This is a genomic window from Rufibacter radiotolerans (assembly GCF_001078055.1).
GTDB classification, from domain to species: domain Bacteria; phylum Bacteroidota; class Bacteroidia; order Cytophagales; family Hymenobacteraceae; genus Nibribacter; species Nibribacter radiotolerans.
The window spans coordinates 1,407,172-1,433,898 of sequence record NZ_CP010777.1 but is presented as its reverse complement, the minus strand read 5'-3'; the positions used below and the strand labels follow the sequence as shown (position 1 = coordinate 1,433,898).

22 protein-coding genes are annotated in these 26,727 nt (G+C 50.6%); 17 read left to right on the top strand and 5 right to left on the bottom strand.

Annotation, left to right across the window (positions count from 1 at the left end):
- Positions 1-27: 27 nt before the first annotated feature.
- The 4 genes from TH63_RS05975 to tsaD form a co-directional block, all read right to left on the bottom strand.
- The gene (locus TH63_RS05975) at positions 28-1,095 is read right to left on the bottom strand and encodes a mandelate racemase/muconate lactonizing enzyme family protein (RefSeq protein ID WP_048920152.1); all 1,068 of its coding nucleotides are present in this window, start codon (positions 1,093-1,095) and stop codon (positions 28-30) included.
- A complete protein-coding gene (locus tag TH63_RS05970) occupies positions 1,092-2,165 on the bottom strand; it encodes a DUF1611 domain-containing protein (RefSeq protein WP_048920151.1) in 1,074 nt (357 codons plus the stop codon). The genes TH63_RS05975 and TH63_RS05970 overlap by 4 nt, the downstream gene beginning before the upstream one ends.
- A 93-nt stretch (positions 2,166-2,258) precedes the next feature.
- Positions 2,259-3,752: a M14 family metallopeptidase gene (locus TH63_RS05965; RefSeq protein WP_076606412.1), complete on the bottom strand. Its 1,494-nt coding sequence runs from the start codon at positions 3,750-3,752 to the stop codon at positions 2,259-2,261.
- 723 nt (positions 3,753-4,475) lie between these two features.
- On the bottom strand, positions 4,476-5,480 hold the full coding sequence (gene tsaD / locus TH63_RS05955; RefSeq protein ID WP_048920149.1) for a tRNA (adenosine(37)-N6)-threonylcarbamoyltransferase complex transferase subunit TsaD: 1,005 nt from the start codon (positions 5,478-5,480) through the stop codon (positions 4,476-4,478).
- 93 nt (positions 5,481-5,573) lie between these two features.
- On the opposite strand from tsaD, the gene TH63_RS05950 reads away from it, so the two are divergent.
- From TH63_RS05950 to TH63_RS05900, 11 genes are all read left to right on the top strand, one after another.
- On the top strand, positions 5,574-10,154 hold the full coding sequence (locus TH63_RS05950) for a translocation/assembly module TamB domain-containing protein (protein ID WP_156180425.1): 4,581 nt from the start codon (positions 5,574-5,576) through the stop codon (positions 10,152-10,154).
- A 130-nt stretch (positions 10,155-10,284) separates the two neighbouring features.
- Complete coding sequence (locus tag TH63_RS05945) at positions 10,285-11,184, top strand: cell division protein FtsX (RefSeq protein WP_048920147.1); 900 nt, start codon at positions 10,285-10,287, stop codon at positions 11,182-11,184.
- A 12-nt stretch (positions 11,185-11,196) separates the two neighbouring features.
- A complete protein-coding gene (locus TH63_RS05940) occupies positions 11,197-11,421 on the top strand; it encodes a DUF3098 domain-containing protein (protein ID WP_048920146.1) in 225 nt (74 codons plus the stop codon).
- The gene (locus TH63_RS05935) at positions 11,418-12,260 is read left to right on the top strand and encodes an undecaprenyl-diphosphate phosphatase (protein ID WP_048920145.1); all 843 of its coding nucleotides are present in this window, start codon (positions 11,418-11,420) and stop codon (positions 12,258-12,260) included. The genes TH63_RS05940 and TH63_RS05935 overlap by 4 nt, the downstream gene beginning before the upstream one ends.
- Positions 12,260-12,970 carry a tRNA pseudouridine(55) synthase TruB gene (truB, locus tag TH63_RS05930; protein ID WP_048920144.1) on the top strand — a complete coding sequence of 237 codons (711 nt, stop codon included), beginning with the start codon at positions 12,260-12,262 and terminating at the stop codon, positions 12,968-12,970. The genes TH63_RS05935 and truB overlap by 1 nt, the downstream gene beginning before the upstream one ends.
- A complete protein-coding gene (locus tag TH63_RS05925; RefSeq protein ID WP_048920143.1) occupies positions 12,948-13,874 on the top strand; it encodes a bifunctional riboflavin kinase/FAD synthetase in 927 nt (308 codons plus the stop codon). Before truB ends, TH63_RS05925 begins: the two co-directional genes overlap by 23 nt.
- A 95-nt stretch (positions 13,875-13,969) precedes the next feature.
- Positions 13,970-14,374: a hypothetical protein gene (locus tag TH63_RS05920; RefSeq protein ID WP_048920142.1), complete on the top strand. Its 405-nt coding sequence runs from the start codon at positions 13,970-13,972 to the stop codon at positions 14,372-14,374.
- Between the two features lie 123 nt (positions 14,375-14,497).
- Positions 14,498-15,190, top strand: a complete 693-nt coding sequence (locus TH63_RS05915; protein ID WP_048920141.1) for a CoA transferase subunit A — start codon at positions 14,498-14,500, stop codon at positions 15,188-15,190.
- Positions 15,191-15,252: 62 nt separating this feature from the next.
- Positions 15,253-15,612: a four helix bundle protein gene (locus tag TH63_RS05910; RefSeq protein ID WP_048920140.1), complete on the top strand. Its 360-nt coding sequence runs from the start codon at positions 15,253-15,255 to the stop codon at positions 15,610-15,612.
- Positions 15,613-15,641: 29 nt separating this feature from the next.
- Positions 15,642-16,295, top strand: coding sequence for a CoA transferase subunit B (locus TH63_RS05905; RefSeq protein ID WP_048920139.1), 654 nt, complete (start codon positions 15,642-15,644; stop codon positions 16,293-16,295).
- Between the two features lie 260 nt (positions 16,296-16,555).
- Positions 16,556-18,109: a GNAT family N-acetyltransferase gene (locus TH63_RS05900; RefSeq protein WP_048920138.1), complete on the top strand. Its 1,554-nt coding sequence runs from the start codon at positions 16,556-16,558 to the stop codon at positions 18,107-18,109.
- 104 nt (positions 18,110-18,213) lie between these two features.
- On the opposite strand, the gene TH63_RS05895 is transcribed toward TH63_RS05900, so the two are convergent.
- Complete coding sequence (locus tag TH63_RS05895) at positions 18,214-19,104, bottom strand: YveK family protein (RefSeq protein ID WP_048920137.1); 891 nt, start codon at positions 19,102-19,104, stop codon at positions 18,214-18,216.
- 69 nt (positions 19,105-19,173) lie between these two features.
- Here TH63_RS05895 and TH63_RS05890 point away from each other — a divergent pair, with 69 nt between their 5' ends.
- From TH63_RS05890 to TH63_RS05865, 6 genes are all read left to right on the top strand, one after another.
- A complete protein-coding gene (locus tag TH63_RS05890) occupies positions 19,174-20,673 on the top strand; it encodes an oligosaccharide flippase family protein (protein ID WP_082161570.1) in 1,500 nt (499 codons plus the stop codon).
- The gene (locus TH63_RS05885; RefSeq protein ID WP_048920135.1) at positions 20,674-21,711 is read left to right on the top strand and encodes a glycosyltransferase family 2 protein; all 1,038 of its coding nucleotides are present in this window, start codon (positions 20,674-20,676) and stop codon (positions 21,709-21,711) included.
- Between the two features lie 473 nt (positions 21,712-22,184).
- On the top strand, positions 22,185-23,012 hold the full coding sequence (locus TH63_RS20495; protein WP_197088642.1) for an O-antigen ligase family protein: 828 nt from the start codon (positions 22,185-22,187) through the stop codon (positions 23,010-23,012).
- Positions 22,993-24,126, top strand: a complete 1,134-nt coding sequence (locus tag TH63_RS05875; protein ID WP_076606411.1) for a glycosyltransferase family 4 protein — start codon at positions 22,993-22,995, stop codon at positions 24,124-24,126. The genes TH63_RS20495 and TH63_RS05875 overlap by 20 nt, the downstream gene beginning before the upstream one ends.
- A gap of 55 nt (positions 24,127-24,181) precedes the next feature.
- The gene (locus TH63_RS05870) at positions 24,182-25,303 is read left to right on the top strand and encodes a glycosyltransferase family 4 protein (protein WP_048920132.1); all 1,122 of its coding nucleotides are present in this window, start codon (positions 24,182-24,184) and stop codon (positions 25,301-25,303) included.
- The gene (locus tag TH63_RS05865) at positions 25,275-26,564 is read left to right on the top strand and encodes an O-antigen ligase family protein (protein ID WP_048920131.1); all 1,290 of its coding nucleotides are present in this window, start codon (positions 25,275-25,277) and stop codon (positions 26,562-26,564) included. Before TH63_RS05870 ends, TH63_RS05865 begins: the two co-directional genes overlap by 29 nt.
- Positions 26,565-26,727: the final 163 nt, after the last annotated feature.

Below are 26,727 nucleotides of genomic sequence, written 5' to 3'. Positions count from 1 at the left end.
TCACTCACTCACTCACTCACTCACTCACTATAGCCGCTCCACGCCCAGCCCAGGTCTGCCATTGGGCCGCATGATGCCATTTTCCAGGATAAACCCACCGGAAACCACGTCGCGGGCCAGGTCCAGGCTGCCGTCCAGGTCAATGTAGCGGGTGTTGGAGCAAGAAAACGCCGCATGCAGGGCTGCTGAGATACTAACAATACTTTCATCATTGCAACCCCACATCAGGTCTATGCCGGCCTGCTGCGCAATGGTGGCAATTTGCCTTCCGGCATGCACGCCCCCGCACTTCATGAGTTTGATATTGAAGATACCGCAGGCGCGCGGCTCAGCCGCTAGCCTAAAGGCGTCGGCCGGGGAAAGCAAGGACTCATCGGCAGCAACTAAATCTTTCACGGCGTCCGGGAGGTCCCGCAGATCGTCTACCATGGGGCCCGGCAGCGGCTGCTCAATCAGTTCAATATCCAGGGACTGGGCGCGGGTGCAGAAATTGGCCAGGTCATAGGTGGTCCAGCCTTGGTTGGCGTCAATTCTTAGGGTCACCAGGTGCCCGTGGGCTTCGCGCAGTTTCACCAGCCGTTCCAGGTCCTGCTCCACACTCTCCCCCACTTTCACTTTTAGGTGCGTGAACCCGCGGCCCACGTATTCCTCGGCCTCGGCCAGGGTCTCCTCCACCGATTTTATCCCGATGGTGATGGAGGTAGGCATTTTCTGGATGTGCTGGCCCAGGAAGGAAACCAGCGGCACATCAAGGTACTTGCCGAATAGGTCATGCAGGGCTATGTCCAGAGCGGCGCGGGCAGCCGGGTTGTGCGGGAAACGCTGAGGCAGCTCCTCGCAGAGCAACTGGAATTCCCGCAGGTCCCGGCCCTTGAGCCAGTCCAGGTGCTCGGGCTGCAGGGCCTTCCAGGTGGAGGAAAAGGCCTCACCGGTCACTTCCTTGCTGGGATTACCGGCCCCAATCCCGGTCAGGCCGTTTTCGGCTACCAACTCCACCAGCACGTTCTCTACCGCCGAGACGGTTTTAAAGGCGATGGTGTAGGGACGGGTTAACTCCAGGTTGGCTTTCCAGACATTGATTTCTTTGATTTTCATACGGCGGTAGTTTCCTTTTCCAGAACTTCTTTGACCAGGTCAACAATTCGGCCTACGCCGTCTTCTAACGGAAGCACTACCGGTAGCCCCAATTCCGCGGCATATTGGCGCTGGTACTCCCGAGCCTGTTCCAGGGTAAGGCCGGCGGTATTCAAGGTCACGGCCAGCACCTTGGCGCCATACAATTCTATCAATTGAATCTCAGTGGATACCGGCGGAATCTTAATGCCCAACTCCTCATTGTCATCAAAATACACACGGGCGGGAGCATGTTGCAACACCACGTATTTCACCTGCCCAGACACCAGATATTCAGATCCGCAGGGACCGCTGGGGTTGCGTAGCGCGGCCTGCCCTTCAATAAAGAAAACATCTGGCTGGCTTTCCTCATAACTGGATAAGATGGCATATTCCAGTTCCCCAGACACGAAATCATTGTAGGTAGAGTCCAAGATGAAGCCCTTGCCACGACCTTGCATCCAGCCGGTTTGGCCGGTAAAGATCATTTGCGCCTTAAAGCCCGCCGCTTCAGCGGCCTGGGTTAACAGGCGGGTGGTAGTACGCTTGCCCATCCGTACATCGGTACCCAATACGGCAATGCGCGGGGCCGGAATGTCTTTGATCTTGCCGGTCCAGAAATGCAGCTCGCTTTTGGGTTTGGGTTTGCGCACATCGGTTATCTGGACGTTATGCTGCCGGGCCAGGTCTGCCAGGTCAGGCATGTCCCTGATGTACTCGTGCAGGCCACTTACAATATTGATCCCGTTGGTAATGGCCTCGGCAATGGTGGCTTTCATGGCTTCCGGCAGTTTCCCGCCCTTCGGGGCGATGCCCACCAGACAATACTGTGCCTTTTCGGGGCTGTTTTTCAGAAAATCGGCTAAATCTGCGTACACCGGAATGTTGCGGTTCTTGCCATCCACCACTTCGCCCGCGTCTTTCCCTGCCGACTTTGCATCTATGACTCCTATTATGTTATAGCGTTCAGTGCCCCTGATGAGGCCGTGCGCGGTTTTGGCGGGGTATTGGTCTAGCAACCCGCCGGTGAGAATGATGGCATTTCCGTCCATTGCTGTAGTCTGTTTTTTATTGGTTTGTTGTAAGTCAGGATGTACGTTTTAGGTCCGTTTTGGCCAAAACAGGCTTAAAACGGCTTTTTATAGTTACAGCACCAGGCCGTGGAAGAGCGCCGGTTTAGGGCCTTGCAGGTCATAGACAAAACCGTTCACAATGGCGTACCGGGTCTGTCCTTCCGGGGTCTGCAACACGAAGTTGGCGCCCTTGCCCATGCCCAGCTCATGCGTCACCTTAGCGGAGGAGCTGATGATGTTCAAAGGCAGATCCACGGGGTTCACGTTACTGGGCGAGGTTTCCAGGCGCACGGTGGTATAGCCTTCTTGCAGCAGTTGGCGCGCCCGGTCTGCGGTGATCTCGCTCAGATTTTTGAAAGGGGTGGCATACACTTTCCCGGGCACCAGGTTCAGTCCCTGACCATTCACTTCCTCATAGCCGTAAAACACACTCATGTCGCCTATCTCCTGCACGTTACTCCGGTGGAAGAAGCCCTGCGGCGTACGGGCGCTGGTTTCATCCCTAATAATCCCGATGTCCAGCAAGGTGTCTATGCCATTCTGTCGGTACTTTACCTGCCGCACCACCAAGTCATAGAGGTAGCGCTCATTCTGCGGAATCTTAAAATAGTCTTCCAGTTTGTAGTTGGTATACCCCTGCTCCCCTATTAAATGCAGCGCCGAAATGATTGAGGCAAAGTTCAGCTGCCGGATGGTCTGCTTCTCAGGGTCGTTTTGATAGCCACCCGACTCAATCAAGATCACGCTGGTGCCCCATTTCTGGATGTTATCCCCAAACGCCCTTGGCTCGTGCTCATCTGAGTATTTGGCCACTTGCCCGGGAATAAGTTGCTGCAGTCCTTCGTTCATGCCCACAATGGTGCGCATGGCGCGGTCCCGCACGGTATTCACGGTCTGGGCGTGGTCAAAGGCTGGGGCCAGAAACGAGATAGTGGCAGGCTTGGAGGTAGTGCCCACAGTATACAGGCGGCTCTGGTCATGGAGGTTAAACCCGAACTCCGGATTCAAGCTGTCGCGCAGACTCTTTAATAGCCGGGCCTCGGGGCTCTGCAACCGGATGGCATCGCGGTTCAGGTCAATTTGCAGCGCATTGCGGCGGGTGAATACCTCGGCCCCGTCGGGGTTCAGCATAGGCACAATATAAAGCGTGCTGTTCTCCAGGATTTGCTTTCTTACCGGGTCCAGTTTATCTGTTTCCTGCAGGAAATTAAAGAAGTCAAAAAGCGCCATGGTGGCCGTAGACTCATCGCCGTGCATCTGAGACCAGAGCATGATCTTGGTTTTTCCGGTGCCCACCTTCACCAGGTAAATGTCCCGTTTCTCCACCGACTGCCCCACCACCTTCACATCAAACAGGGGGTTCTCTTTCAGTTTCTGCAGCAGGGGAACAATGTCCTGGTGCTTAAAGCGCCGGTTCTTCAGGCTGGCTTCTTTGTAGTCTTCGTGTTTGTCAAACGTTTTTTTGGCTATGTCTTGGATAGTGGAATCTCGGTTGATTTTACTTGATTGGCACTGGGCTTCCAGAAGGCTCATGAGGATGATAATAAGAATGATAGGTTTCCGCATTTTACCACAGGTTTAGGGTGTTAGGGCAGGCCAAAAACAGGCCTACCGCTTCAGGGCTTACACTTGCACCGTAGCAGCGGTTAATGTAAGTAGGTTTTATGGGTTACGAAAAAGAAAAGGAATTTATTACCAATGGTCCTTTCTTTTTTACAACAAAAAAGAGGAGGGGTTGGGGTTTTGCTTACGCTGGTTGTACTATAAGTTGGCTTTTGCTGGCGTGGTGTCTGTTCTTGCCAGAGTCCTTATGCTTGGTTGTTTCATCTTTCCCCTCCGAGCGCTCACGGCCGCGTCTTTCCCCCTCGCACTGCCCTTGCGGCCGCTTTGCCTTCTTCTCTTAGTTAAGCTTTTCCAAGGCCACAAGCGAGGCGCTCGGAGTAAAGACTGGAATCGGGGGAATGTGGGGGAAATGAGTGAGAATGTTTTGAGCACGTTTTTGGAAAGACAGCCTCAAAACGCAGTTGCCTTTACTAAACGCAGATTCTCCCCTTGAGGGGAGCGCATAGGGGTCTTTACACAGGAGGGTACATCTGCAGGTCACCTCAAATAGGCACGGAAGTAAATCCGCGCCCTAGTAAGCTCAATGGCAAATGGAGAAGCAGCCTCAGTCATTGGTGAGAACACCAACAACGGCAAAAGGTCATGGCTAACAACAAATCCGTTTCAAGCCCATTTTCTCAAAAACAGCCCCAAAACGAAAAATCAAAATCTTAACCCCTCTTCCTCCTACACTTTCAACCTAGGATCTGGACTAGCATATTGATCAGTAAAATCACCGGCCAAATATTGAAAGTGGGCAGCCATGGCAATCATAGCGGCATTATCAGTGCAGTACTCAAAGCCAGGGATATAGACGTTCCAGCCCAGGCGTTTGGCGTAGTCCTGCAGAGTCGCGCGCAGGCCGGAGTTAGCAGATACGCCGCCGGCAATGGCAATTTCTTTGATGCCCAGGTCTTTGGCCGCTAACACCAGCTTTTTCATGAGGGTCTGGATCAGGGCACTCTGGATACTGGCGCAGATATCGGCAAGATTGTGGTGCACGAAGTCTGGCTCTGCGGCACTATTCTTTTTGACGAAGTTCAGGATGGAGGTCTTGATGCCACTGAAGGAATAGTCGTAGCCGTCCAGGTTCACGATGGGAAATTGGAAGCGGTCGGGGTTTCCGGAGGCGGCCAGTTTGTCCAGCATGGGCCCGCCCGGGTATGGGAGACCCAGCAGTTTGGCCGACTTGTCAAAGGCCTCCCCTACGGCGTCATCGGTGGTCTGGCCCAGCACTTCCATGTCCAGGAAATCACGTACAAGAACTATCTGGGTGTGGCCGCCGCTAACGGTCAGGCAAAGGAATGGGAACTTAGGCTTGGGATCTTCAATGAAATGGGCCAGAATGTGGGCCTGCATGTGGTTGACCTCAATCAGGGGCAGGTTCAAGCCCAGCGCAAAGGACTTGGCAAAAGAGCAGCCTACCAGCAGTGCGCCCAGCAGCCCCGGCCCGCGGGTGAAGGCCACTGCATCCAACTCAGATTTTGCTATATTTGCTTTTTGCAGGGCCTGGGCCACTACGGGAATAATGTTTTGCTGGTGGGCCCTGGAGGCTAACTCTGGCACCACGCCGCCGTATTGCTCATGGATTGCCTGCGTGGCTACAATGTTTGACAGCACCTGCCCGTTTTGTATAACAGAGGCAGAGGTTTCATCACATGAAGATTCAATCGCTAATATCGTAGGGTTCATATTCCGTTGGAAACGCAAGACCAAGAGACGCAAGAAAAAAAGAAAAACTACCCCAAAGTTATAGCAAAAGCTCTGTTAAAAATAATCCTGGGCTTGGTTATCTTGGTGGTAGTGCTGGTGGGGGGACTCGCCATTGCCTTGCGTTTTCCGGGAGTGCAGACCCAGGTGGCCCAAAAAGCGGCCAGCGTCCTCTCTGAAACCATTGACCATCAGGTCACCATTGAATCTGTAGACGTCAAGTTCTTTAAACGGGTGGTGCTGGACAGCGTACGCGTTCTGGACCGAAAGCAGAAAACCCTCTTTTACGTAGGCCAGGCCGAGGCCGACATTGGGTTTTTCAGGCTCTTTGAGACGGGTTGGACGCAGGTCCCCTTGTTCCGCTCTGGCTGGACCGTGCCCCTCCCCTACATCAAGGTGCAGCCCAACCGGCTGGATATTACCTCCCTTACCCTCACCAACCCAGAGGCTAATCTTATTCAGTACAAAGGCACGGACTCGCTTAACATGAGTTCCTTTATCAGGGCCCTTACCAACCTCATAAAAAGCGATACCACCCAGGCCAAAAAGCCCTTCCAGTTCAAGATAGAGCAAATCATTCTGAAGAACGGTCTGTTTACCTATCATGACTATAATGAGCCCTTCACAGACTATGGCCTGGATTACCAGCACATGGACCTGGAGAAGATCAACGGCAAATTCTCTGACATAAACCTGAAGGGCGACACCATTCAGGTGCTGGTCACCAGCCTGACCACCAAAGACAGAACCTCGGGCACGCACCTGAAGGACCTTGACACGCGCATGACCTTTGCGCCTACTTTCTGGGAGTGGGACAATTTGAACCTGCGGGTGAACAATAGCCACCTGGCCAAATACGTCCGGTTTGATTATGAACGGTTCGGGAACTTCGCGCAGTTCAATGACAGCATGAACGTGACGGCTACCTTTGACAGCACCTACGTGACCTCAGATGACATCTCGCTGTTTGCCGAGGTGCTCAAAGACTGGGATGAGGAGGTACTGCTCTCCGGCAAGGTGAAAGGCAAGGTAAAGGACTTCAGGGCCCAGGACGTGGACATCCGGTACGGGCAATACACCCACATTACCGGCGACATTGCCGCCGAGGGCCTGCCCAATTTCAGGAACACCTTTACCGACCTGCACCTGGGACCTAGCAGCATCAACGCCCGCGACCTGCGCAAGTTAATTCCCCAAAAAGCCTATGCCATGGCTGCCCGAGCCGGTACTGTGCGGCTGGAAGGCGATTTCACCGGTTTCTACAATGACTTTGTGGCCAACGGGTCTTTCAAGACGCCACTCGGGAACCTGGTCTCTGACATTAACCTGAAGTTTGACAAAAACAATGCGGATCGGTCCTCCTACAAAGGTTACCTAAAAACGAGCGGCTTTGACGTGGGCGGGCTGCTGGGTGACCGGAGCGTGATTAAATCAGTGGCCCTGGACGGACGGGTGCAGGGCAGCGGTTTCAGTCTGCAGACGGCCCACCTGAAGGCAGATGCCACCATCAACTCCATCAACCTCAACAACTACAACTTCCGCAACATTGTGGTGAACGCAGACTTGAGCCGCCAGACCTTTGACGGCGACATCAAGATCAATGACCCTAACCTGAACCTCACTGCCTCGGGTAACATCAACCTCCAGAACAACCAGCACATCTTTGACCTGAAGACCAACATAAAGCGCGCCGACCTGCGGGCCCTGGGCCTAACCAAGCAAGCCGTGGTGCTCTCTACCACCGCCGACGTGGATTTCAATGGCATTGACCTGGACAAGATCTATGGCGTAGCCGATTTCAAAAACACCCGCTTGCAATATGGCGGCAAAGAAGTGGCCATTGACTCGCTTTCCGTGGAGTCCCATTTCCATGACGGAATCAGGGAACTGCACATAGGCTCTGAAGTCCTGGCCCTGCAGGCCGGCGGAAACTTCCTGTACTCCAGATTCTTCCAGGACCTGGAAACCCTGTATGAAGAGTACCTGCTGAACCTGGAAAACAACCCGGCCAAGATTGCCAGCTACTACCGTCGCAAGCCAAAAACTCCACCTTCTTCTTATGAGGTAGACCTGTCAGTGCACCTGCGGCACATTAACCCGGTGTTGCATGCCTTTGCGCCAGATGTCTCCATCTCAGATTTCTCTACCGTAGAAGGCACTTTCCGGAACGGCCCCACCTCAGTACTGAACCTCATCAGTCAGATAGACACCATTCTTTATAAGGACAATGAGTTTTACAAGAACAACATAGAAGTGACGTCATCTAAGCTTTGGAACAGCCCAGACGTATTGGCCAACGCCATTGTCACCTCTGAGCGCCAGAAACTGGGCAGCGCCGGCAACACCGAGAAACTGTACGTGGAAGGGGTCTGGAACGAGCGCCTCATTAGTTTCTCCAGCAACATTGCGCAGTCCGGAACCTCCAACCGGGCCAACATCAGTGGGAACGTAGCATTTGCTCTGAACAAGGTGAACCTGGTCTTTAACCCCTCCAACATCAACATCCTGGACAAGGTCTGGACTATCTCCCCCAACAATAACATTGTTTTTGGCGGCAAAACCGTCAATTTCAATAACATTACCCTTTCCAACGGGCCGCAGAGCGTGAACATTTCGGGTACCCTCTCCCCTAACCCCCAGGATTTACTTACCGTAAGCCTCACCGATTTCCGGCTGGAGAACCTGAACCCGCTGCTACCCGAAAAGCTGGACGGCAGGCTCAACGGGGAACTGTACCTCAAAGACCTATACAATGACATTCAGCTTTCGTCTAAGCTGGCGGTTGATTCCTTTACCGTGGGGACCCAGTACATAGGCAACGTGGCTGGCACCACCACCTGGGACAACCGGCAGAGCCGGATGAACGTGGACCTAGGCATTAGCCGGGACCAGCAGAAAGTGCTCTCACTTACCGGTACCTTTAACCCGTCTGGCGGCAAGCAGGAACTGGACATGCTGGCCGTAATGGATGACGCTCAACTGAAACTGGTGGAACCGTTCCTGAAGACCATCATGTCTGACATGGGCGGCACCATGGACGGGCGCGTGCGTATTACGGGCAAGTTGAGCGGCCCCATCCTGAAAGGATCAGTGATGGTGTCTGAAGGTTCCTTTGTCTTCAATTACCTGAACACCAAATACACCTTCGCGGACCGCGTGTACTTCAGTGAGAATGAGATCTCGTTCCAGAACGTGCGCTTGCGCGATATCTACAACAACACGGCGGTATTGAACGGGGGCATTTTCCATGACGGCTTTGACAACATGGTGCTGGACCTGCGCGCCCGGTTCAACCGCTTCATGGTCCTGAACACCACCCGTGCCGATAACCCACTTTACTATGGGACTGCCTTCGCCACCGGAGAGGTGACCGCTTTGGGCGCCACCGATAACCTGCAGGTGAACATCACCGCCCGCAGCGACGAAAGAACCAACATCTCCATTCCCCTGGACAATTCCACGACCCTTGAACGGCAGAACTTTGTCACCTTCGTGAACAGAAACCCCGCCAAACAGGACAGCACGGGCACTGCCACTCCCCTGGTGAAAAAGGGACTGGACCTTAGCGGCATCCGGCTGAACTTCAACCTGGACGTGAACGAGAACGCCTACATAGAACTCATCTTTGACGAACGCACCGGTGATATTATTCGGGGCCGCGGCAAGGGCAACATCCGCATGGAGATTGACACCCGCGGGGAGTTTGCCATGTACGGCAACTATGAGATTGTGCAGGGCCGCTACAACTTTACCATGCTGGGGCTGGTGAACAAGGAATTCAACGTTCGCCCCGGCGGTACGGTCACCTGGAACGGAGACCCGCTTGAGGGACTGCTTAATATTACTGCCACCTACACCCAACGCGTGTCGCTGGAGCCCATTCTGGCCCTCAGCCAGCAGCAGTCCCAGAGCGCGGCAGCCCGGTCACGGTACCCGGTAACGGCGGTAATGGACCTGGACGGGCCCTTGACCACGCCCCAGATCAGGCTGAACCTTGAGTTCAATGATACCCCCAGCTTGCTGGAAGACCAGATTACCCGTTACCTGAACAACATAAGAAATGATGAGCAGGAATTGAACCGGCAGGTTTTCTCTCTGCTGGCTTTTAAGCGTTTGTCGGCGCAGGACGAGTTCCAGGTGGGCTTGGTAGGAGATTTGGGTAGCAGCGTGGGCGAGCTTTTCTCTAACCAGCTCAGTTATTGGCTCTCCCAGATTGACACCAACCTGGAGGTAGATATTGGGGTGAGTGGCTACGGCGACCAGGTGCTGGATGACGTGCAGCTGCGTCTGAGCTATACCTTTTTGGAGGGTCGCCTGAAAGTGACCCGCGAGGGCAGCGTTAGCAACACCAACCGCTTCGGGAACAACCGCTCCACCGCGGCCGGTGACTGGTCTGTGGAGTATTACCTGAGCAAAAGCGGGCAGCTTCGGCTACGCGCCACTTATGAAACCACGCCGCGTGACTTTGAGGCCAATACCACCGCCAGCCGCCAAACGGTAAGCGTGCTGCACCAAGCCAACTTTGACCAATTTGGGGAACTGTTCCGGCGCCGTCACCTGAGCAAACGCGCCCGCCGAGCTCTGGAGCGGCAGCAACCAGATTATAATATTGACACCGATGACCGCACCCCGGTGCCGCCTAAGGTGCTTCAATAGGCGAAAATCCTTCTTTGGGGCAGTCCTGCTCCCTGGCCGTTTTAGGCCTCTTTTCCAGAAAACAGGCGAAAAACGGCCGGCTCTCCGTTCTTCTTCTAAATAATTACTATTTTTGCGAGCATACTTCTTTATGGCAGCAAAACCGCTTAAACATACCCGCAAGAAAAAACTGGGCAATTACCCCCACACCATGGTGATGTTCAGCATCACGCTGGCGCTGTTTGTGATAGGCTCCTTTGGGTTATTGCTCATTCATGCCAACAAGCTCTCTAACATGGTTAAGCGCAACATTGAGGTGCAGGTGTACCTTGACCGCGAGATTACCCCCCTGGAAATAGAGAAGCTCAAGAAGACCCTTGGCCGGAAAGAATACATCGCCTATGAAGGCACGGAGCCCCAGGTAAGCTTTCTGTCAAAAGAGGAAGGCGCCCGAGAGTTCATTGACGAGAGCGGTGAGGATTTTCTGACCTTCCTGGGCGAGAACCCGCTCCATGATGCCTTTATCCTACGTATCAACCCCGACTTTTCAACCTCGGGCCAACTCAAGAAAATAAAGCAGGACCTGCAGAACACCCTGGGGGTGTATGAAGTAGACTACGTGGAAAGCCTCATAGATTCTATCAACCAGAACCTGAGACGGCTAAGCATTGTCTTGATCGGGTTTGCCGCTATTCTGGTGTTGGTGGTGATTATCCTGATCAATAATACCATTAAGCTGGCCCTTTTCTCGCAGCGGTTCCTGATCAGGAGCATGCAGCTGGTGGGAGCTACCTCTTTCTTTATCCAGCGGCCGTTCCTGAACAGGGCCACCTTCCAGGGGGTGGTTAGCGGCATTCTGGCCTCAATCCTGCTGTATGGCCTCATGCACTATGCCTACCATGAAATCAGTGAGTTGTATGTCCTGCGTGACGAGCAGCAATTGCTTATTCTCATGGCGTCCCTGATGATTCTGGGCGGCGTGTTGGGATTTTTCAGTTCTTACCGCGCGGTCAAGAAATACCTGCGCTCCTCTTTAGACGATCTTTATTAACCAATATCCTTTATGGAAAACAAGAACCCCACTTCCTTTGCCTTCGGCAAGCGCAATTACCGCATTATGCTGGTTGGCTTATTGGTCATGGCTATTGGCTTTATTATCATGACCCTGGATACGGAGCCTTACGGCTATGGTTTTTTGGGCCTTACCCTGGGACCTATTGTATTGGTGATAGGTTTTCTGATCCAATTTTTTGCCATTCTGGCCAAACCCCACAAAACGGTTAAATGAGTATCTGGCAAGCCATCATCCTCGCTATCATAGAGGGGCTGACGGAATTTCTCCCGGTCTCCTCCACCGGGCACATGGTCATCGCGTCCAGCTTAATGGGTATCAGTGCCTTTGAGTTTACCAAAATGTTTACGGTCACCATCCAGTTTGGTGCTATCCTTTCGGTGGTGGTGCTGTATTGGAAACGCTTTATCAACTCCGTTGATTTCTACCAGAAACTGCTGGTGGCAGTGATTCCGGCCCTGGCTATTGGCTTTGTGCTGAAAGACTACGTGGACGCCATGCTGGAGCGCGTGGAGGTGGTGGCCATTAGCCTTCTGTTGGGTGGCGTTATCCTCATTTTTGTAGACAAGTGGTTTAAGGAAAAGGAAAATCCGGTCACTACCCCTAGCTACAAAAATGCCCTTATTATTGGCTTGTTCCAGTGTATTGCCATGATCCCGGGGGTATCCCGGTCGGCGTCTTCCATTATTGGCGGTCTTACCCAGAACATGACCCGCAAGGCGGCAGCTGAATTCTCCTTCTTTATGGCCGTACCCACCATGCTGGCCGCCGCCACTTACAGCGTTTTGAAAGACCTGTTGCACTTGGAGATTTCTGACGTAGTGAAGCTGGACTTCCCTAAAATAGAGAAGGCCCTTTCCTCTATCACCCCCCAGGAATGGCAAGTGTTAGCCATTGGCAACGTAGTCGCCTTTTTGGTGGCCATGGCCGCCATCCGGTTTTTTGTGGGATTCCTGACCAAGTACGGTTTTAAATTATTTGGCTACTATCGCATTGTGGTGGGCTTGGTGATTCTTCTGTTGTTGGGCTTGGGAATTGAAATTAAAATAGTCTGATGCAAGAAGCTCCTTATGATTTTGAAGCGGGCGCTATCCTGCTCATAGATAAACCTCTTACCTGGACGTCTTTTGACGTGGTAAAAAAAACCAAGTTCGCCCTTAAGATCAAGAAAATCGGCCACGCCGGTACCTTAGACCCTTTGGCGAGCGGCTTATTGATCATGTGCACCGGTAAATTCACCAAGCGCATAGAAGAGATTCAGGCGCAGGAAAAGGAATACACCGGCACCTTTACAATTGGCGCCACCACCCCTTCCTTTGACCTAGAAACCGAGGTAGACAGCACTTTCCCCACTGAGCATCTTACTCCTGCCATGCTGGAGGAGGCCGCCCAATCTTTCCTGGGTGAGATTAACCAAGTACCGCCTATTTACTCGGCCGTAAAGATAAACGGGGAGCGGGCCTATGCTCTGGCTCGCCGGGGCGAGGAGGCTGAGATCAAGTCTAAGCGCATCACCATCAAAGCTTTTGATTTAATGGGCATTGAAGGCAATCAGGTCCATTTCAAGGTAGTTTGTTCTAAGGGCACGTACATCAGGAGCTTGGCCCGCGATTTTGGCTTGAAACTAGGCTGCGGCGCGTATCTGTCTAAACTGGTGCGCACCCGTATTGGGGACTACCGCCTGGAAGACGCCATGAATTTAGCCCAACTACAGGAACTCCGCGAAAAACAACTGGGTCAACATGATCGTCATCCGGGAGCTTAATCAATTTCCTTCGCTTGCGCATGCGGTGGTCACGTCAGGTACGTTTGACGGCGTGCACGTAGGCCACCAAAAGATCTTATCCCGGCTCATAGAAACCACCCGCCAGAGTCACGGGCAAAGCGTGGTCATTACCTATTGGCCCCACCCCCGCATGGTGCTGCACCCCGAGGATGATTCCCTGTGGTTGCTGTCCACCATTGAGGAACGGATTGAGGCCCTCCGCATCTTTGGGGTAGACTATCTTCTGATTCTCCCCTTTACCCGCGAGTTTGCCCAACTCTCTTCTGAAGAGTATATCCAGCAGATCCTTATCCAGACTATCCATACCAAAAAGCTGGTGATTGGCTATGACCACCGTTTCGGGAAAAACCGCGAAGGGGGCTTTGAGTACCTGCAGCAGAACGCCGTCCGCTACGGCTTTGAGGTAGAGGAGATTCCGCGCCAGGACATTGAGGCCGTGGGCGTGAGCTCCAGCAAAATAAGGACCGCCCTGGAACACGGTGACGTGGACACTGCCACCCGCTACCTGGGCCGGCATTACTCCCTGACCGGCACCGTGGTGCAGGGCAAGCAACTGGGCCGCACCATCGGGTTCCCCACCGCCAACATAGAGGTGGCTGAAAAGACGAAGTTGGTACCCGCGCGCGGTGTGTATGCCGTGAAGGTGAAGACCAGCCAGGGCGTCTACAAAGGAATGCTGAACATAGGCACCCGCCCCACGGTAGACGGCTCTACCCAAACCATTGAAGTTCATCTCTTTGACTTTGCCTCTGACCTGTACGGCAAGGAAATAACACTTTTCTTTGTAGCCTTCCTGCGTCCTGAAGAGAAGTTCTCAGGCATAGAGGCGCTCACCCAACAATTACAGCAAGACCAGGCTTCGGCCTTACAGGTGTTAGGATAAATCTACCAAATCCGTAACTTCACCTCGGGCTTTCACGAAAGAGAGAAGGGGACGCAGCCCTGTAACCGGTTTTCAACCAAACCTAAGTCTTTCTTATGTTCAGAAGCATTCTTGCGGTGCTAGGCGGAGTCGCTATTGGGGTCTTTACCATTAGCATTATCCAGTACCTGAGTCACCAGATCTACCCCACCCCCGCCGACTTTAACCTGGAAGACACTGAGGCCGTGGCAGCCTACATGAACAGCGCCCCTACCCAGGCTTTGCTGCTGGTCTTATTTTCCTACGCCCTGGGCTCCTTTTTTGGCGGCATGGTGGCTGCGCGCTACGCTCCTGCCAGACCGGTCATCCATGCCTTAATAGTAGGAATCCTTTTAATGGCGGCTGGCATTGCAAACCTAGTGGCGCTACCGCACCCTACCTGGTTTTTAGTAGCGTCCCTGCTGGTGTATTTGCCCATGGCCTATTTTGGCGGCAATATGTCGGCCCGAAGAATTCCGTGAGAAACCCGTTTTAAGGGTGTTTCCCGGAAAACGGGCTCAAAACAGAATTAGCTTAAAAACTGGCTTTGCCCAATGGGCCGAGCTTTTCAGTAATACATTCTACCAATCTTTTTTCAGATTTTTATGATAAACAAAGTGGTACAAGATGCCGCCGCGGCGTGCCAGGATATCCCCAATGGCGCTACTCTTATGTTGGGCGGATTTGGGTTATGCGGCATCCCGGAGAACAGCATTAACGAGCTGCTGCGCAAAGGCGTGAAAGAGCTTACCTGTATCTCCAACAATGCGGGGGTAGATGATTTTGGCATTGGCCTGCTGCTGCAGAAGCGGCAGGTAAAGAAAATGATTTCCAGCTACGTAGGCGAAAACGCCGAGTTTGAGCGTCAGCTTCTCTCCGGGGAACTGGAGGTGGAGCTGAACCCACAAGGCACCCTGGCCGAACGCATCAGGGCAGGCGGCGCGGGCATTCCCGCGTTCTTCACCCCTGCCGGCTACGGCACCGAGGTAGGCGAAGGCAAGGAAAGCCGCGAATTCAACGGAAAGATGTACCTGATGGAAACCTGGCTCAAAGCGGATTTCGCGCTGGTGAAAGCCTGGAAAGGAGACACCGCTGGCAACCTGGTCTACAAAGGAACCGCCCGCAACTTCAATCCCATGATGGCTGCCGCCGGGAAAATCACCATTGCTGAGGTAGAAGAATTGGTACCCGTTGGCGAACTGGACCCCAACCAAATCCATACCCCCGGTATCTACGTGCAACGCATTTTCCAGGGTAAGGACTACGAGAAACGGATTGAGCAACGGACTACTCGTTAATGTGCTAATTTTTTAATGTGCTCATGTGCTATTTTTTTGGTGCATGATTGAATGAAGTAATAATGGAAGGTACACCTATTGGAAAAGGAAATGTTATCGTTGCCAAGTCCTTTGACTTTGCGCTGTCCATTGTTGCTTATTCAGAAACATTAGAACAATTACGCAAATACGTGGTGGCTAACCATCTTTTGAAAAGTGGCACTTCCATTGGCGCAAATGTTTGGGAGGCCCAACATGCTGAAAGCCGGGCTGATTTTATCCATAAACTCAAAATTGCCGCCAAAGAAGCCAATGAAACAGAGTATTGGCTTTTACTTTGCCAACACAGTGAACACTATCCTGACATTGAGGATAAGCTGGAAAAACTTCTGGAACTGCAGAAGCTGCTTTCCAGGATTATTTCCTCCTCTAAAAATAATTAACACATCAGCACATTCTTAATTAGCACATTATGCTCGATAAACACGGCATTGCCAAAAGAATTGCCCAGGAACTGAAAGAAGGCTACTATGTGAACCTGGGGATAGGGATTCCTACCTTAGTGGCCAATTACATCCCAGAGGGGATGAACGTGGTCTTACAGAGTGAGAATGGGTTGCTGGGCATGGGCCCCTTCCCTACGGAAGACCAGGTGGACCCCGATCTAATCAACGCAGGCAAGCAGACGGTAACCTATGTGCCCGGTTCTGCGCTATTCAGCTCTGCGGAGAGCTTTGCCATGATCAGGGGCGAACACGTGGACCTCACCATTCTGGGGGCCATGGAGGTCTCTGAAAACGGCGACATCGCCAACTGGAAGATTCCGGGTAAAATGGTGAAAGGCATGGGCGGCGCCATGGACCTGGTGGCCTCGGCCAAAAATATCATTGTGGCCATGCAACACACCTCCAGAGACGGGCAATCCAAGCTCCTCAAAAAATGCAGCCTTCCCATTACCGGCCTCAACTGCGTGAAGAAAATCGTCACCGACCTTGCCGTGCTGGAGGTAACTGAAGACGGCTTTAAACTGCTGGAACGTGCCCCCGGCGTAACCGTGGAACAGATAAAGGCCGCCACCGAAGGCAACCTTCTGGTGGAGGGCGAGATCCCGGAAATCAACTTTTAAAAGAACGGATATGCTTTACAGGAAAGGCCCTTTCAAGCAGGGCCTTTCCTGTTTTTGGCCTGTTTTTCGGAAATCAGGCCAAAAACACCGTATACTCTAGCAATCGCAGCGCGAAACCTATTTCTGGTTTCGTAACTTTGGATTAAAAGCAGCTGGAAAAGGAAATAGGAAAGTCCTTGCAATGCTAAAAGCGTGTAACGTTTTTTACCTTTGGCTTTAGCCTCCGGCCTGCCTTATTTGAAACAACACAGCCCTACAACATGAGTGAGAATACCGAACATAAATTAATCCTGCGCCAACTTACCTCGGCAGATTACAAAGAGGTGAAACAGATCATGGAACTGGTTTACACCAACCTAGGTGGCTCCTGGACCCAGAAAGAATTCAACTCGCTGCTAAAGCGGTTCCCGGAAGGGCAGCTGTGTATTGAGGACAAGGGCCGGGTAATTGCGGCCGCGCTTAGCCTGGTGGTGCAGTACTCTGAGTACGGAGACAAGCACACCTATGAGCAGATTGTAGGCGGCGGTAAGTTTGACACCCATGATCCGGACGGCGACACATTATATGGCGTGGATGTGTTCGTGCACCCGGAATACCGGAACCTGCGCTTGGGCCGTCGTTTGTATGACGCCCGGAAGGAGCTTTGCGAAAACCTGAATCTGCGCGGCATCATTCTGGGCGGCCGTATCCCCGGCTACAAAGAGCATTCAGACAAAATGACGCCGGGCAAATACATTGAGCAGGTGCGGAACAAGGAAATCTACGATCCTATCCTCACCTTCCAGCTCAGTAACGGTTTCCACGTCCGGAAAATCATCAAAGGCTACATGCCCCAGGACAAGGAATCCAAAGCGTATGCATCCCTGTTGGAGTGGATCAACGTCTACTATGAGGAAAAAGAAACGCTGGTGGGCGGCAAGAAACGCATTGTGCGGATTGGCGTTATTCAGTGGCAAATGCGCCAGATGACTTCTCTGGAAGACTTTGAGCAGCAGGTAGAGTTCTTCATTGACACCGTAAGTTCGTACAAGGCAGACCTGGTCTTGTTTCCCGAATTCTTCAATGCGCCCTTGATGGCCCTTTCAGACGAAAGAACCCCATCGGCAGCCATCCGGAAACTGGCCGAATATACGGACGGAATAAGGGAGCGTTTGATACATTTGGCCCTGTCTTACAACATCAACATCATTGCCGGCAGCATGCCCGAGTACATTGACAACAAGCTGCACAATGTGAGTTACCTCTGCCGAAGAGACGGTACCTATGACAAGCAGTACAAGTTGCACGTGACCCCAGATGAATCGCATTACTGGGGCATGCGCGGCGGAAACAAGCTGTCTGTATTTGAGACCGACTTCGGGAAAGTGGGCATCCTGATCTGCTATGACGTGGAGTTCCCCGAGTTGGCGCGTATGCTGTCTGACCAGGAGATGAAAATTCTCTTTGTGCCCTATCAGACCGATACCAAGAACGCTTACCTCCGGGTGCGCCATTGCGCCCAAGCCCGTGCCATCGAGAATGAGTGCTACGTAGCCATTACGGGCAGCGTGGGGAACCTGCCGCGCGTGGAGAACATGGACATCCAGTACTCGCAATCGGCGGTGTTCTCGCCGTCAGACGTGGCCTTCCCGCATGATGCCATCATTGCTGAGGCCACCCCTAACACCGAGATGACCCTTATTGCCGACCTGGACCTGGATCTGCTCAAGGACCTGAACACCACCGGTAGCGTACGCAACCTGAGAGACCGCCGCAAGGACTTGTACAACCTGAGCTGGCTGCACCAGAAAGAGGATGACTTAACGGAGATCTAATCTGAATTTACTTTAAGGCTAGAATAAGAAAAACAGGTCCAAAACAGGAAAGGCAGCTCTGAGAGCTGCCTTTCCTGTTTTGGACCTGTTTTCACGAAAACGGCTTAAAAACGGGCGTTGGAAACGGATGCGGATTTTCTTTCACGGTAGAGAGCAAACACCAATCCCAGCAAAAAGGAGGAAAGCGCGCCAATCAACAGATACTTTTTCAGGTTAGGACCTGTAGGGCCCAGCTTGGGGGCAAAACCAGAGATCACATCAAAGTTCTCCAATCGTTTCAGGTTAGCTTCTAAGAACGTTAAGCGTTCATACATGACCACGCTTTCCTTGTAAAGGTCTGTGGGGTCCAGGGGTTCTCCGTACACAAATCCGTTAGCAGGCCCCCTTAGAGAGGCCGCAACTTCTTTGGTGCTGTCTATGGAGGCAATATCTTTCTTGAGTTTAGCCACCAGGCTTTCTAAGTGCTCCTTTTTAATCTGCTTTTGCTTAGCGAAGTATTGGTTGGTTTCCAGGTAATGTAGAATTCCGGCTTCAACGGTGTTCTGAATGCTTTTGCTATACAGCTCCACGTCCACGGCAAAGGGTGCACTCACCAAAACGCTGTCCTCAGCAACTTCCTCCTGATCTAGATCCCTGTACTGGATGGATTTCATTTTCTCAGCATCCTCCAGGCTAACCTGCAACTGCTTTGCCAGTTCCTTATGGTTCTTTTCATTTACCATTAAGGAAAGATTCCCAACCAGATCCTTTATCAGATCATTCCTGATGTCAGATAAAAGCACAGTCATAGAATACCCGTAATAGGGTCTGGTATATAAATAAACCCCATACGCCAAGGCGGCGCCCAAGGAGGTTATGGCCAGGAAATAGGCCCATTTTTTCAAAAGCAGCCTAAAAATGCCGGCAATGAACTCAAAAAGACCTGAGAAAAGCGATTTTAGCTTTCTCCAAACGTCTCTTAAATCAATTTCGTCAGTAGACTTCGTCTCAGGCATTTCTGTTCTAGTATAGTTTCTTGGAAACCAATTTCTCTCTACAAAGCTATAAAATCCTGCTTAAAAAGCGTGTGCCTTGCAATCCTGCCTTTCAAGTGCTCACAGATACTCTTTCCTTACTTGTTTACAAGGCGTTGGTTCAAGGCAAAAGGGCCTAAAAGGGTATCCAATCAAAATTTACGTAACTTTATCCCCCTTCTACCCAATGCTATCACGTTGATCCGGAAAATTAAGACAGCTATACAGCAGCAACTACTCAATTCTGGTCTCCTGAAAAACAGGATCGTCAAAAATTTTGTATCGCTTGGCTCTATACAGGTGCTTAATTTTCTGTTCCCCTTATTCCTTACCCCCTATCTGGTACGGGTGGTGGGCATCAACCACTTCGGTTTGATCTCTTTCTCCCAGGCCCTGATCACGTATTTTGTCACCCTCAATGACTACGGTTTTAACCTAAGTACCACCCGGGAGATTACGCTGAACAAAGGCAACCGAAGTAAAATAGTGCAGATATACTGTGACACCCTTTCTACCAAAGCCTTTTTGCTGGGAGCAGGCTTTCTGCTCTTTTTAGCATTAGTTCTCCTTTTATCAAAACACTCGGAAACGGTATATTTCTACCTCTTGAGCTATAGCATGGTGGTTGGTCAGTCTTTGTTCTCGGTGTGGCTGTTCCAGGGCATGGAGGAAATGAAGTACATTAGCTTTATTAATGCGCTGTCTAAGGTGGTCACCCTGGTGCTAATTTTGCTCCTGGTGAAGGAACAGCAGGATTATGTGTACGTTAACCTTTTGTATGGCTGTGGATTTATAGTGGCGGGCATTGCCAGTCTGGTGGTGGCGCAGCGCCGGTACCACCTCACGTTCCGGTTCAGCAAATGGGCTAATATCGTTTTTCAGTTAAAGGAAGGCTGGCACATTTTCATCTCTAATTTCTCTGTAACGCTTTATATTAAATCTAACATTGTTATTCTGGGGTTATTCGCCTCAAAAGAGATAGTGGGTTTCTACAGCATTGCCGAAAGCGTCATCAACATTGTACGGCAGGTATTGGTGGTTTATTTCCAGGCCATCTATCCGCACATTTGCCGATTAGTTTTACAGGTTAAAGCCGACATAAGGGCTTTTATCCGGAAAGTCCATATTCCGTTTTCGCTTATGGTTTTGGTGGGGTGTGTCATGGTATTTGCGCTTTCAGAGTATATTACTCTGTTTTTTGTGGGCTACCCTCAAGCAAAGGTGACAACAGTATTAAAGGTACTAAGCATTGTGCCTTTTATTGTAGTTCTGAACATTCCGGCAAATCAATTGCTGTTGGCGCTTAACCATAAAAAAGCTTATAGCCGTATTTTAATGGCGGGGTCGGTGCTCAACCTGTTGTTGAACCTGGCCCTCAGTTATTATTTCCTGGCCATCGGCACGGCCGTTTCTGTGATTTTAACGGAGCTGTTTATAACCGTGGGGCTTTACGTGATGTTAGAGAAAAACAGCCCTACCTTTACAAGACTTTTTAATAGCACCGCATTTGGGAAAGGAACTCCTTTTTCAAAAAAAGAAGGCCTGAGGTAAATGATAAAAAACGGAATAAGTTCTACTCCCTGGGTAAGCATTATCCTATTGAACTACAATGGGTACAAAGATACCATTGAGTGCCTGGAGAGTTTGCTTAAATTGGAGTACCTGCCATTTAACATTATTGTAGTGGACAACCAATCCACTGATGATTCCCTAGCCCATATTCAGGAGTGGCTTTCCAACACAGATTCTATTTCTCCCCTGCTCGCGCAAAAAGGATTTAAAGATGGGCAGGAGCATACACAAGTTGCCTTTAGCACAAGGGAAGATTGGTTACAAGCCGGTCCTGGTCGGGCCTTTATAACCACCATACAGTCTGGCAATAACCTGGGGTTCGCGTCCGGAAATAATGTAGGGATTACCTATGCGCTGCATCACTTTTCGCCCGGTTATGTCTGGCTTTTGAACAATGATACCACAGTAGCACCAGAAAGTCTGTCACATTTGGTGGCCCGTGCAGAGCATAACCAGAGCTTGGGGCAAAAGACGGGTATTTGGGGCGCCAAGCTTTTATACTATGACCAGCCTGAAACTCTGCAGGCCATTGGCGGAAAGCTTCATCTTAAGACTCTTTCTACCAGCCATATAGGGGAAGGTCAGCCAGACGGACCTAATTTCAACACAGAAACCTTGGACCAAGACTATGTGGTGGGAGCCTCTTTGTTTGTGAGTAGGGAATTTCTACAGGAGGTTGGATTGTTGAACCAGGCCTATTTTCTATATTTTGAGGAACTAGACTGGGCCACCCGGGGCAAGGCGAAAGGCTATGGCTTGGGCTACGTTTGGCAATGCCGCGTGTACCATAAAGAAGGTAAGGCTGCCGGGTCAAGCTCTTCCGGGGGCAAGAAAAGTGCTCTGGCAGATTATCATGGCATCCGCAGCAAGATCATTTATTTTACCAGCTATTACCCCCAGCGGCGTCTGCAGCTCTATTCATTGCTAGCGGCCTCTTCGGTTTTACGCCTCCTTAGGCGGGATTTTGGCAAGGCCTTTCAGGTACTCAAACTCATGGTCAACCCACAGAAAGGATGAGAATAAGTGCCAGGCTTTCGGTCTCCTTTACTGTGGTTGCTCTACTGCTTACCTTTCTGCTATTCAGTGGGTTTATTACCAATTTCTTATCCTTCAGGTCTCTTAGCCTGAGTACCCTGGCCGTGGATACTTTGATTTTATTCATGCTGGGCCATTTTATATTGGTGGTCATTTGGGGGTATTATAACGGGGCAAGCGTTAAAAGGGACTATTTTATTTTTGCCTGTATCTGGCTTTTCCTTTTAGTAACCTCTATTTTAAAGCTTGCATTAGTAGACTCTAACCCCTTGAGCGAAAAATTATTAGGTATCAGAAACAACCTGATATACTGTTCCTTTTTGCTGTACATCCCCTTGGTCTTTAAAAAAGAAGAACACAGCCGTTCCCTCATCAACCTTTTGTTGTGGCTGGGCATATTGCTTTGCCTGTTTGCCATTTTTCAATTCACTTTTTCTGCGGAATTGCCCTTGTCCATGTTGGCCTTACGGGGGGAAGGGGTTTTCACGTTCTTCAATAAATCTTTGGTGAGGCCTACCGCCCTATTGGGGAATACCATCATTTTCTCCAGTTTCACCATCATTCTATTTTCCTTTTTCCTGATTAGGTATCTGCACACCAGGGGGAAGCTATATCTGATTTGGATGGCTATTGCTGCCGCCGCCAATTTCCTTACCTATACCAGGGCTGCTTTGGTAGGCTTAGCACTAGCCGGAGGGACCATCCTTTTCCTGCACTATGGAAAACTCTCGCTTCAGTTTATCATTAAATTATTTCTAGTGGTTTTATTGGCCTTTGCCGCCGTTGTTTTTGTGGGTTATTTCTACAAAGACTCTTTTTTGGTACAAAGGGTCACCGGCACTGAGGCCAGCACCGTTTCCTCTACCAATCAGCATTTTGAGGAAATCAATAACTCCATTGAATTTTTACAAAAGCACCCGCTGGCCGGGGCGGGCATAGGCACCCAGGGACCCGGTGGAAACATAGAGCGGAAAATCATCACCGATGGATATTGGTTCCAGCTATTCTTGGAGAACGGCTTTGTGTTAGGGATCTTTTTCCTGGCCTTTTACTTTTTGAGTTTCCTCTATGCGCTTCTCAACCTATATTCTACCAAAGACCTGTTTCTAAAGGAGTTATGCGTTTCTTTTATTGCATTCAGCGTGTATTTCTACCTGGCCAACTTCATTAATTCGGCCTTTGTAGGCCGGGTTAACTTTATCCTGTATTGGGTCATCTTCAGCCTATTGCTGGCGCAGAATTTCACAGTTAAAGATAGAAACCATGCCCTCCCTCGTCATTGATGCCCGCATGATAGATGCCTCTGGAATTGGAGTCTATCTCAGGAACATCCTCCCTTATTTGGCTACGGAGTTTACCGTTACCTTGCTGGGCGACCCGTCTAAGCTACAGGTATTTTCCTGGTCCCAGAAAGTGAAAATCCTCCCTTTAGAAGCACCTATTTATTCCCTCAAGGAACAATGGGCCCTGAAAACCGCTATTCCGCCGTGTGATCTTTTCTGGAGCCCACACTATAACATCCCTTTACTGCCCATCAAGGCGGCCCACCGGGTGGTGACCATCCATGACACCTACCACCTGGCTTACAGACACACCCTTTCCCTGGCCCAAAGAGTATTTGCTACTACCTTTCTGAATGCTGCCGTCAAACTTTCAGAAAGGGTGATTACTGTTTCTGCATTTTCAAAGTCTGAAATACTTAGATACACGCACGCTTCTAAAAAAAACATCCAGGTAATCCCGAATGGGTTGAATCATGAGACTTATAAGAAATTAGATTTAGCGGAAACTAAAGCGAGGTTATATGAGCTATTGCCGTCTATACCGCCCTCCTTCATTTTATTTGTAGGCAATGTGAAACCGCATAAAAACCTGAAGACCTTATTAAAGGCGTATGCTACCTTACCACCGGTCTTAAGAAAGCAACATCAATTGGTAATTGCAGGTAAGAAAGATGGTTTTCTAACCCCTGACAGTGATTTGGCAAACGCCTTCAAAGAAGACCTGGCTCTGGAGGCTGATACTTTTTTTACGGGGTACGTGCCAGATGAAGTATTGCCCTTGTTGTATAATTCCGCATCTTTGTTTGTTTTTCCTTCGGTGTATGAAGGGTTTGGCCTCCCTCCTTTAGAGGCCATGGCCTGCGGTTGTCCGGTAGTAGCCTCCACTGCTGCCAGTATCCGGGAAGTCTGCGGAGAGGCCGCCTTGTACTTTGATCCCCAGGAATGGAAGCAGTTGGCCAGGCAAATGGAAGCAGTCCTGACCAACGAAGAGCTCCAATCTACCTTGATCCAGGCCGGGGATAACCAAAGTAAGAACTACTCCTGGTACCGGACGGCACAAACGCACCTGTCTGTTTTCAGAGAATTATTGGATCCAGGAAAACAGGTAAACTAAAACAGGAAGGCTCCTTTAGAAAGGCTGCTTTTTTCTATATCCTTAACTTCTCTTTGTGAAAGTAGCAATTGTACATGAGTGGTTTGTAGATTATTCCGGGTCAGAGCGGGTAATTGAGCAACTGCTGCACAGCTTCCCAGAGGCCAGCTTGTTTAGCGTGATTGATTTCATGCCAGATTCGCTCCGTAAGCATATTCTGCACAAGCCGGTCACCACTACTTTCATACAAAACCTTCCTTTTGCCAGAAACCATTACAGGAATTACCTGTTTTTGATGCCCCTGGCTATTGAGCAATTGGACGTGTCGGGGTTTGACGTGGTTATCTCCAGCAGCCATGCCGTGGCCAAGGGTGTGCTAACCCATTCCAATCAGTTACATATCTGCTATTGCCACTCCCCTGCCCGCTACGCCTGGGACCTCTACCACCAATACCTGAGGGAATCTGGATTGACTACTGGCCTCAAAGGCTTCCTGGCGAAGGTGATTCTTCACAGGTTCCGCCTCTGGGACCTCAGTACCACTAACCGGGTAGACCATTTTATAGCCAATTCAAACTACATTGCCCGTCGCATAAGGAAAATCTATGGCCGGGAATCTACCGTCATCTATCCGCCGGTAGAGGTGGAGAATTTTGGCGTGGTTGCCCAGAAGGAGGACTTCTACCTTACCGCCTCCCGTATGGTACCCTACAAACGCATAGACCTGATTGTGGAAGCGTTCAACGGCATGCCCGACAAGAAACTGGTGGTGATTGGGGACGGCCCAGATTTTGAAAAAATAAAAGTGAAAGCAGGCAAGAACATTCAGTTACTGGGGTACCAGCCCTTCCCGGTCTTAAAAGATCACCTGCAGCGGGCCAAGGCTTTTGTCTTTGCCGCGGAGGAAGATTTTGGGATTACCCCGGTAGAGGCCCAGGCCTGCGGCACCCCGGTCATAGCCTTCGGGAAAGGTGGCGCGCTGGAAACAGTCACCCCAGAAACAGGAATATTCTTTCCTCACCAGACCAAACAGGCCATTCAGGAGGCGGTTTCCCAATTCGAGAAAAATCATCTTATCTTTGACAAATCAATTATTTGTGAGAAGTCGACCAGGTTCAATAGCGTGCGGTTTTCTGATCAGATAAAACAGTTTGTTTTAGAAAAATACCATGAATTTCAGCCAACGGCTCAGAAATAATACTGTATCTGAGGCAGGTATCATCCCCTATCTCATTTATTTACATGCCTTCTCCTTACCCCTGCAATTCAATTTAAAGGCCCCGGTTTTTATTGCTCTCTTACTGGTTTTCCTCTACCAGCAATTTCTGGGGAAAGGCGTGCCGGTAAAAACCATTTATAAAAATCCGATCTTCTGGTTTATCAGTGCCTATTACCTTTTCTGCCTGCTATCTGTTCTCTGGAGCCAGGATTTGAATGCGGGTCTTAGGTTTGCGCTCTTGCAAATTACCCTGCCCTTACTACCCCTCATCTATTACAGGCAATTGACCAGGCGTCAAGTTAAAGTGGCGCTCCACCTGTTCCTGCTCAGCTGTTTTTTGCTATGTCTGTATTCGCTGATAGTGGTTGGACAAAGTTACCTCCTGAAATTTCCCGGGCATGCCCAGATCTTCTCTGAACCCAGTCTCTGGAAGGTGGTAGACTGGACCTATATTTCGTATTTCCTGCCCCAAAATATAGGCTTCCATGCCCCCTTTTTCAGCTTGTACGTAGGCGTTTGCCTGATCATAGGTTCCTACTACCTCTACACTTTCCTCTGGCAGGCCAACCGGAAAAGAATGCTGTTGTATCTGGGCTTATGTTTTTTCTTTCTGGCGTTCCAGGCGCTTCTGGCGTCCAGAACGGCTTTGGTGGCCACAGTGCTGGTTATCTCCTTGGCGGGAGTGTATACGGCCATGGAAGCCAGAAAATACCCCATTATTGCCGCGGTACTGTTGTTTACCTTCGGGCTGGGCTTTGTGTTGTATGAGAATGTCAGCTACCTCAGAATCAAACTGAGCAGTAAGGCCGGGGTGTCTGAAAGGGCCTTGGTCTGGAGCATAGCAGGAGATCTCATCCAGGAACACCCCTTCACGGGTGTGGGCGTGGGTGACCGTCAGAATGCGTTAATGGCGGCCTACAAAGAATTGCAGTTCAAAGAGGGACTGGACCTGGAATTGAATGCCCACAACCAGTTCCTGGATACCGGGGTGGCCTTGGGTTTCCCGGGTATGGTTTTCTTCTTTTCCATGCTGTTTGGCATCCTGGTGTACGCGTTCCGACAGAACAACTACCTCCTTTTCTGTATGGTGCTTACCATGGGGCTCTGCTGCATCACAGAATCAATCTTCCAGCGACGGGACGGGGTTTTACTGTTCTCCTTTGTAATTTCCTTGCTGCTGTTTGCGCCTAAGAAGGAAGAAGATTTCCCTTCTGACTCCGTTTCTAATCTTAAAGGGTAATTCCTGGTTCTGTGCATTCAAAAGTTGTTTCTTTCCTGGTCATTTTCCATTCCGGGCGTTTTTAAGCCGTTTTTCTCAAAACAGGCCTAAAACAGGAATGGAAGGCTATAGGTGGGGCGACCTTTCGCATGGCTGAATTTGCTATCTTCGCGGTTCAGATTAA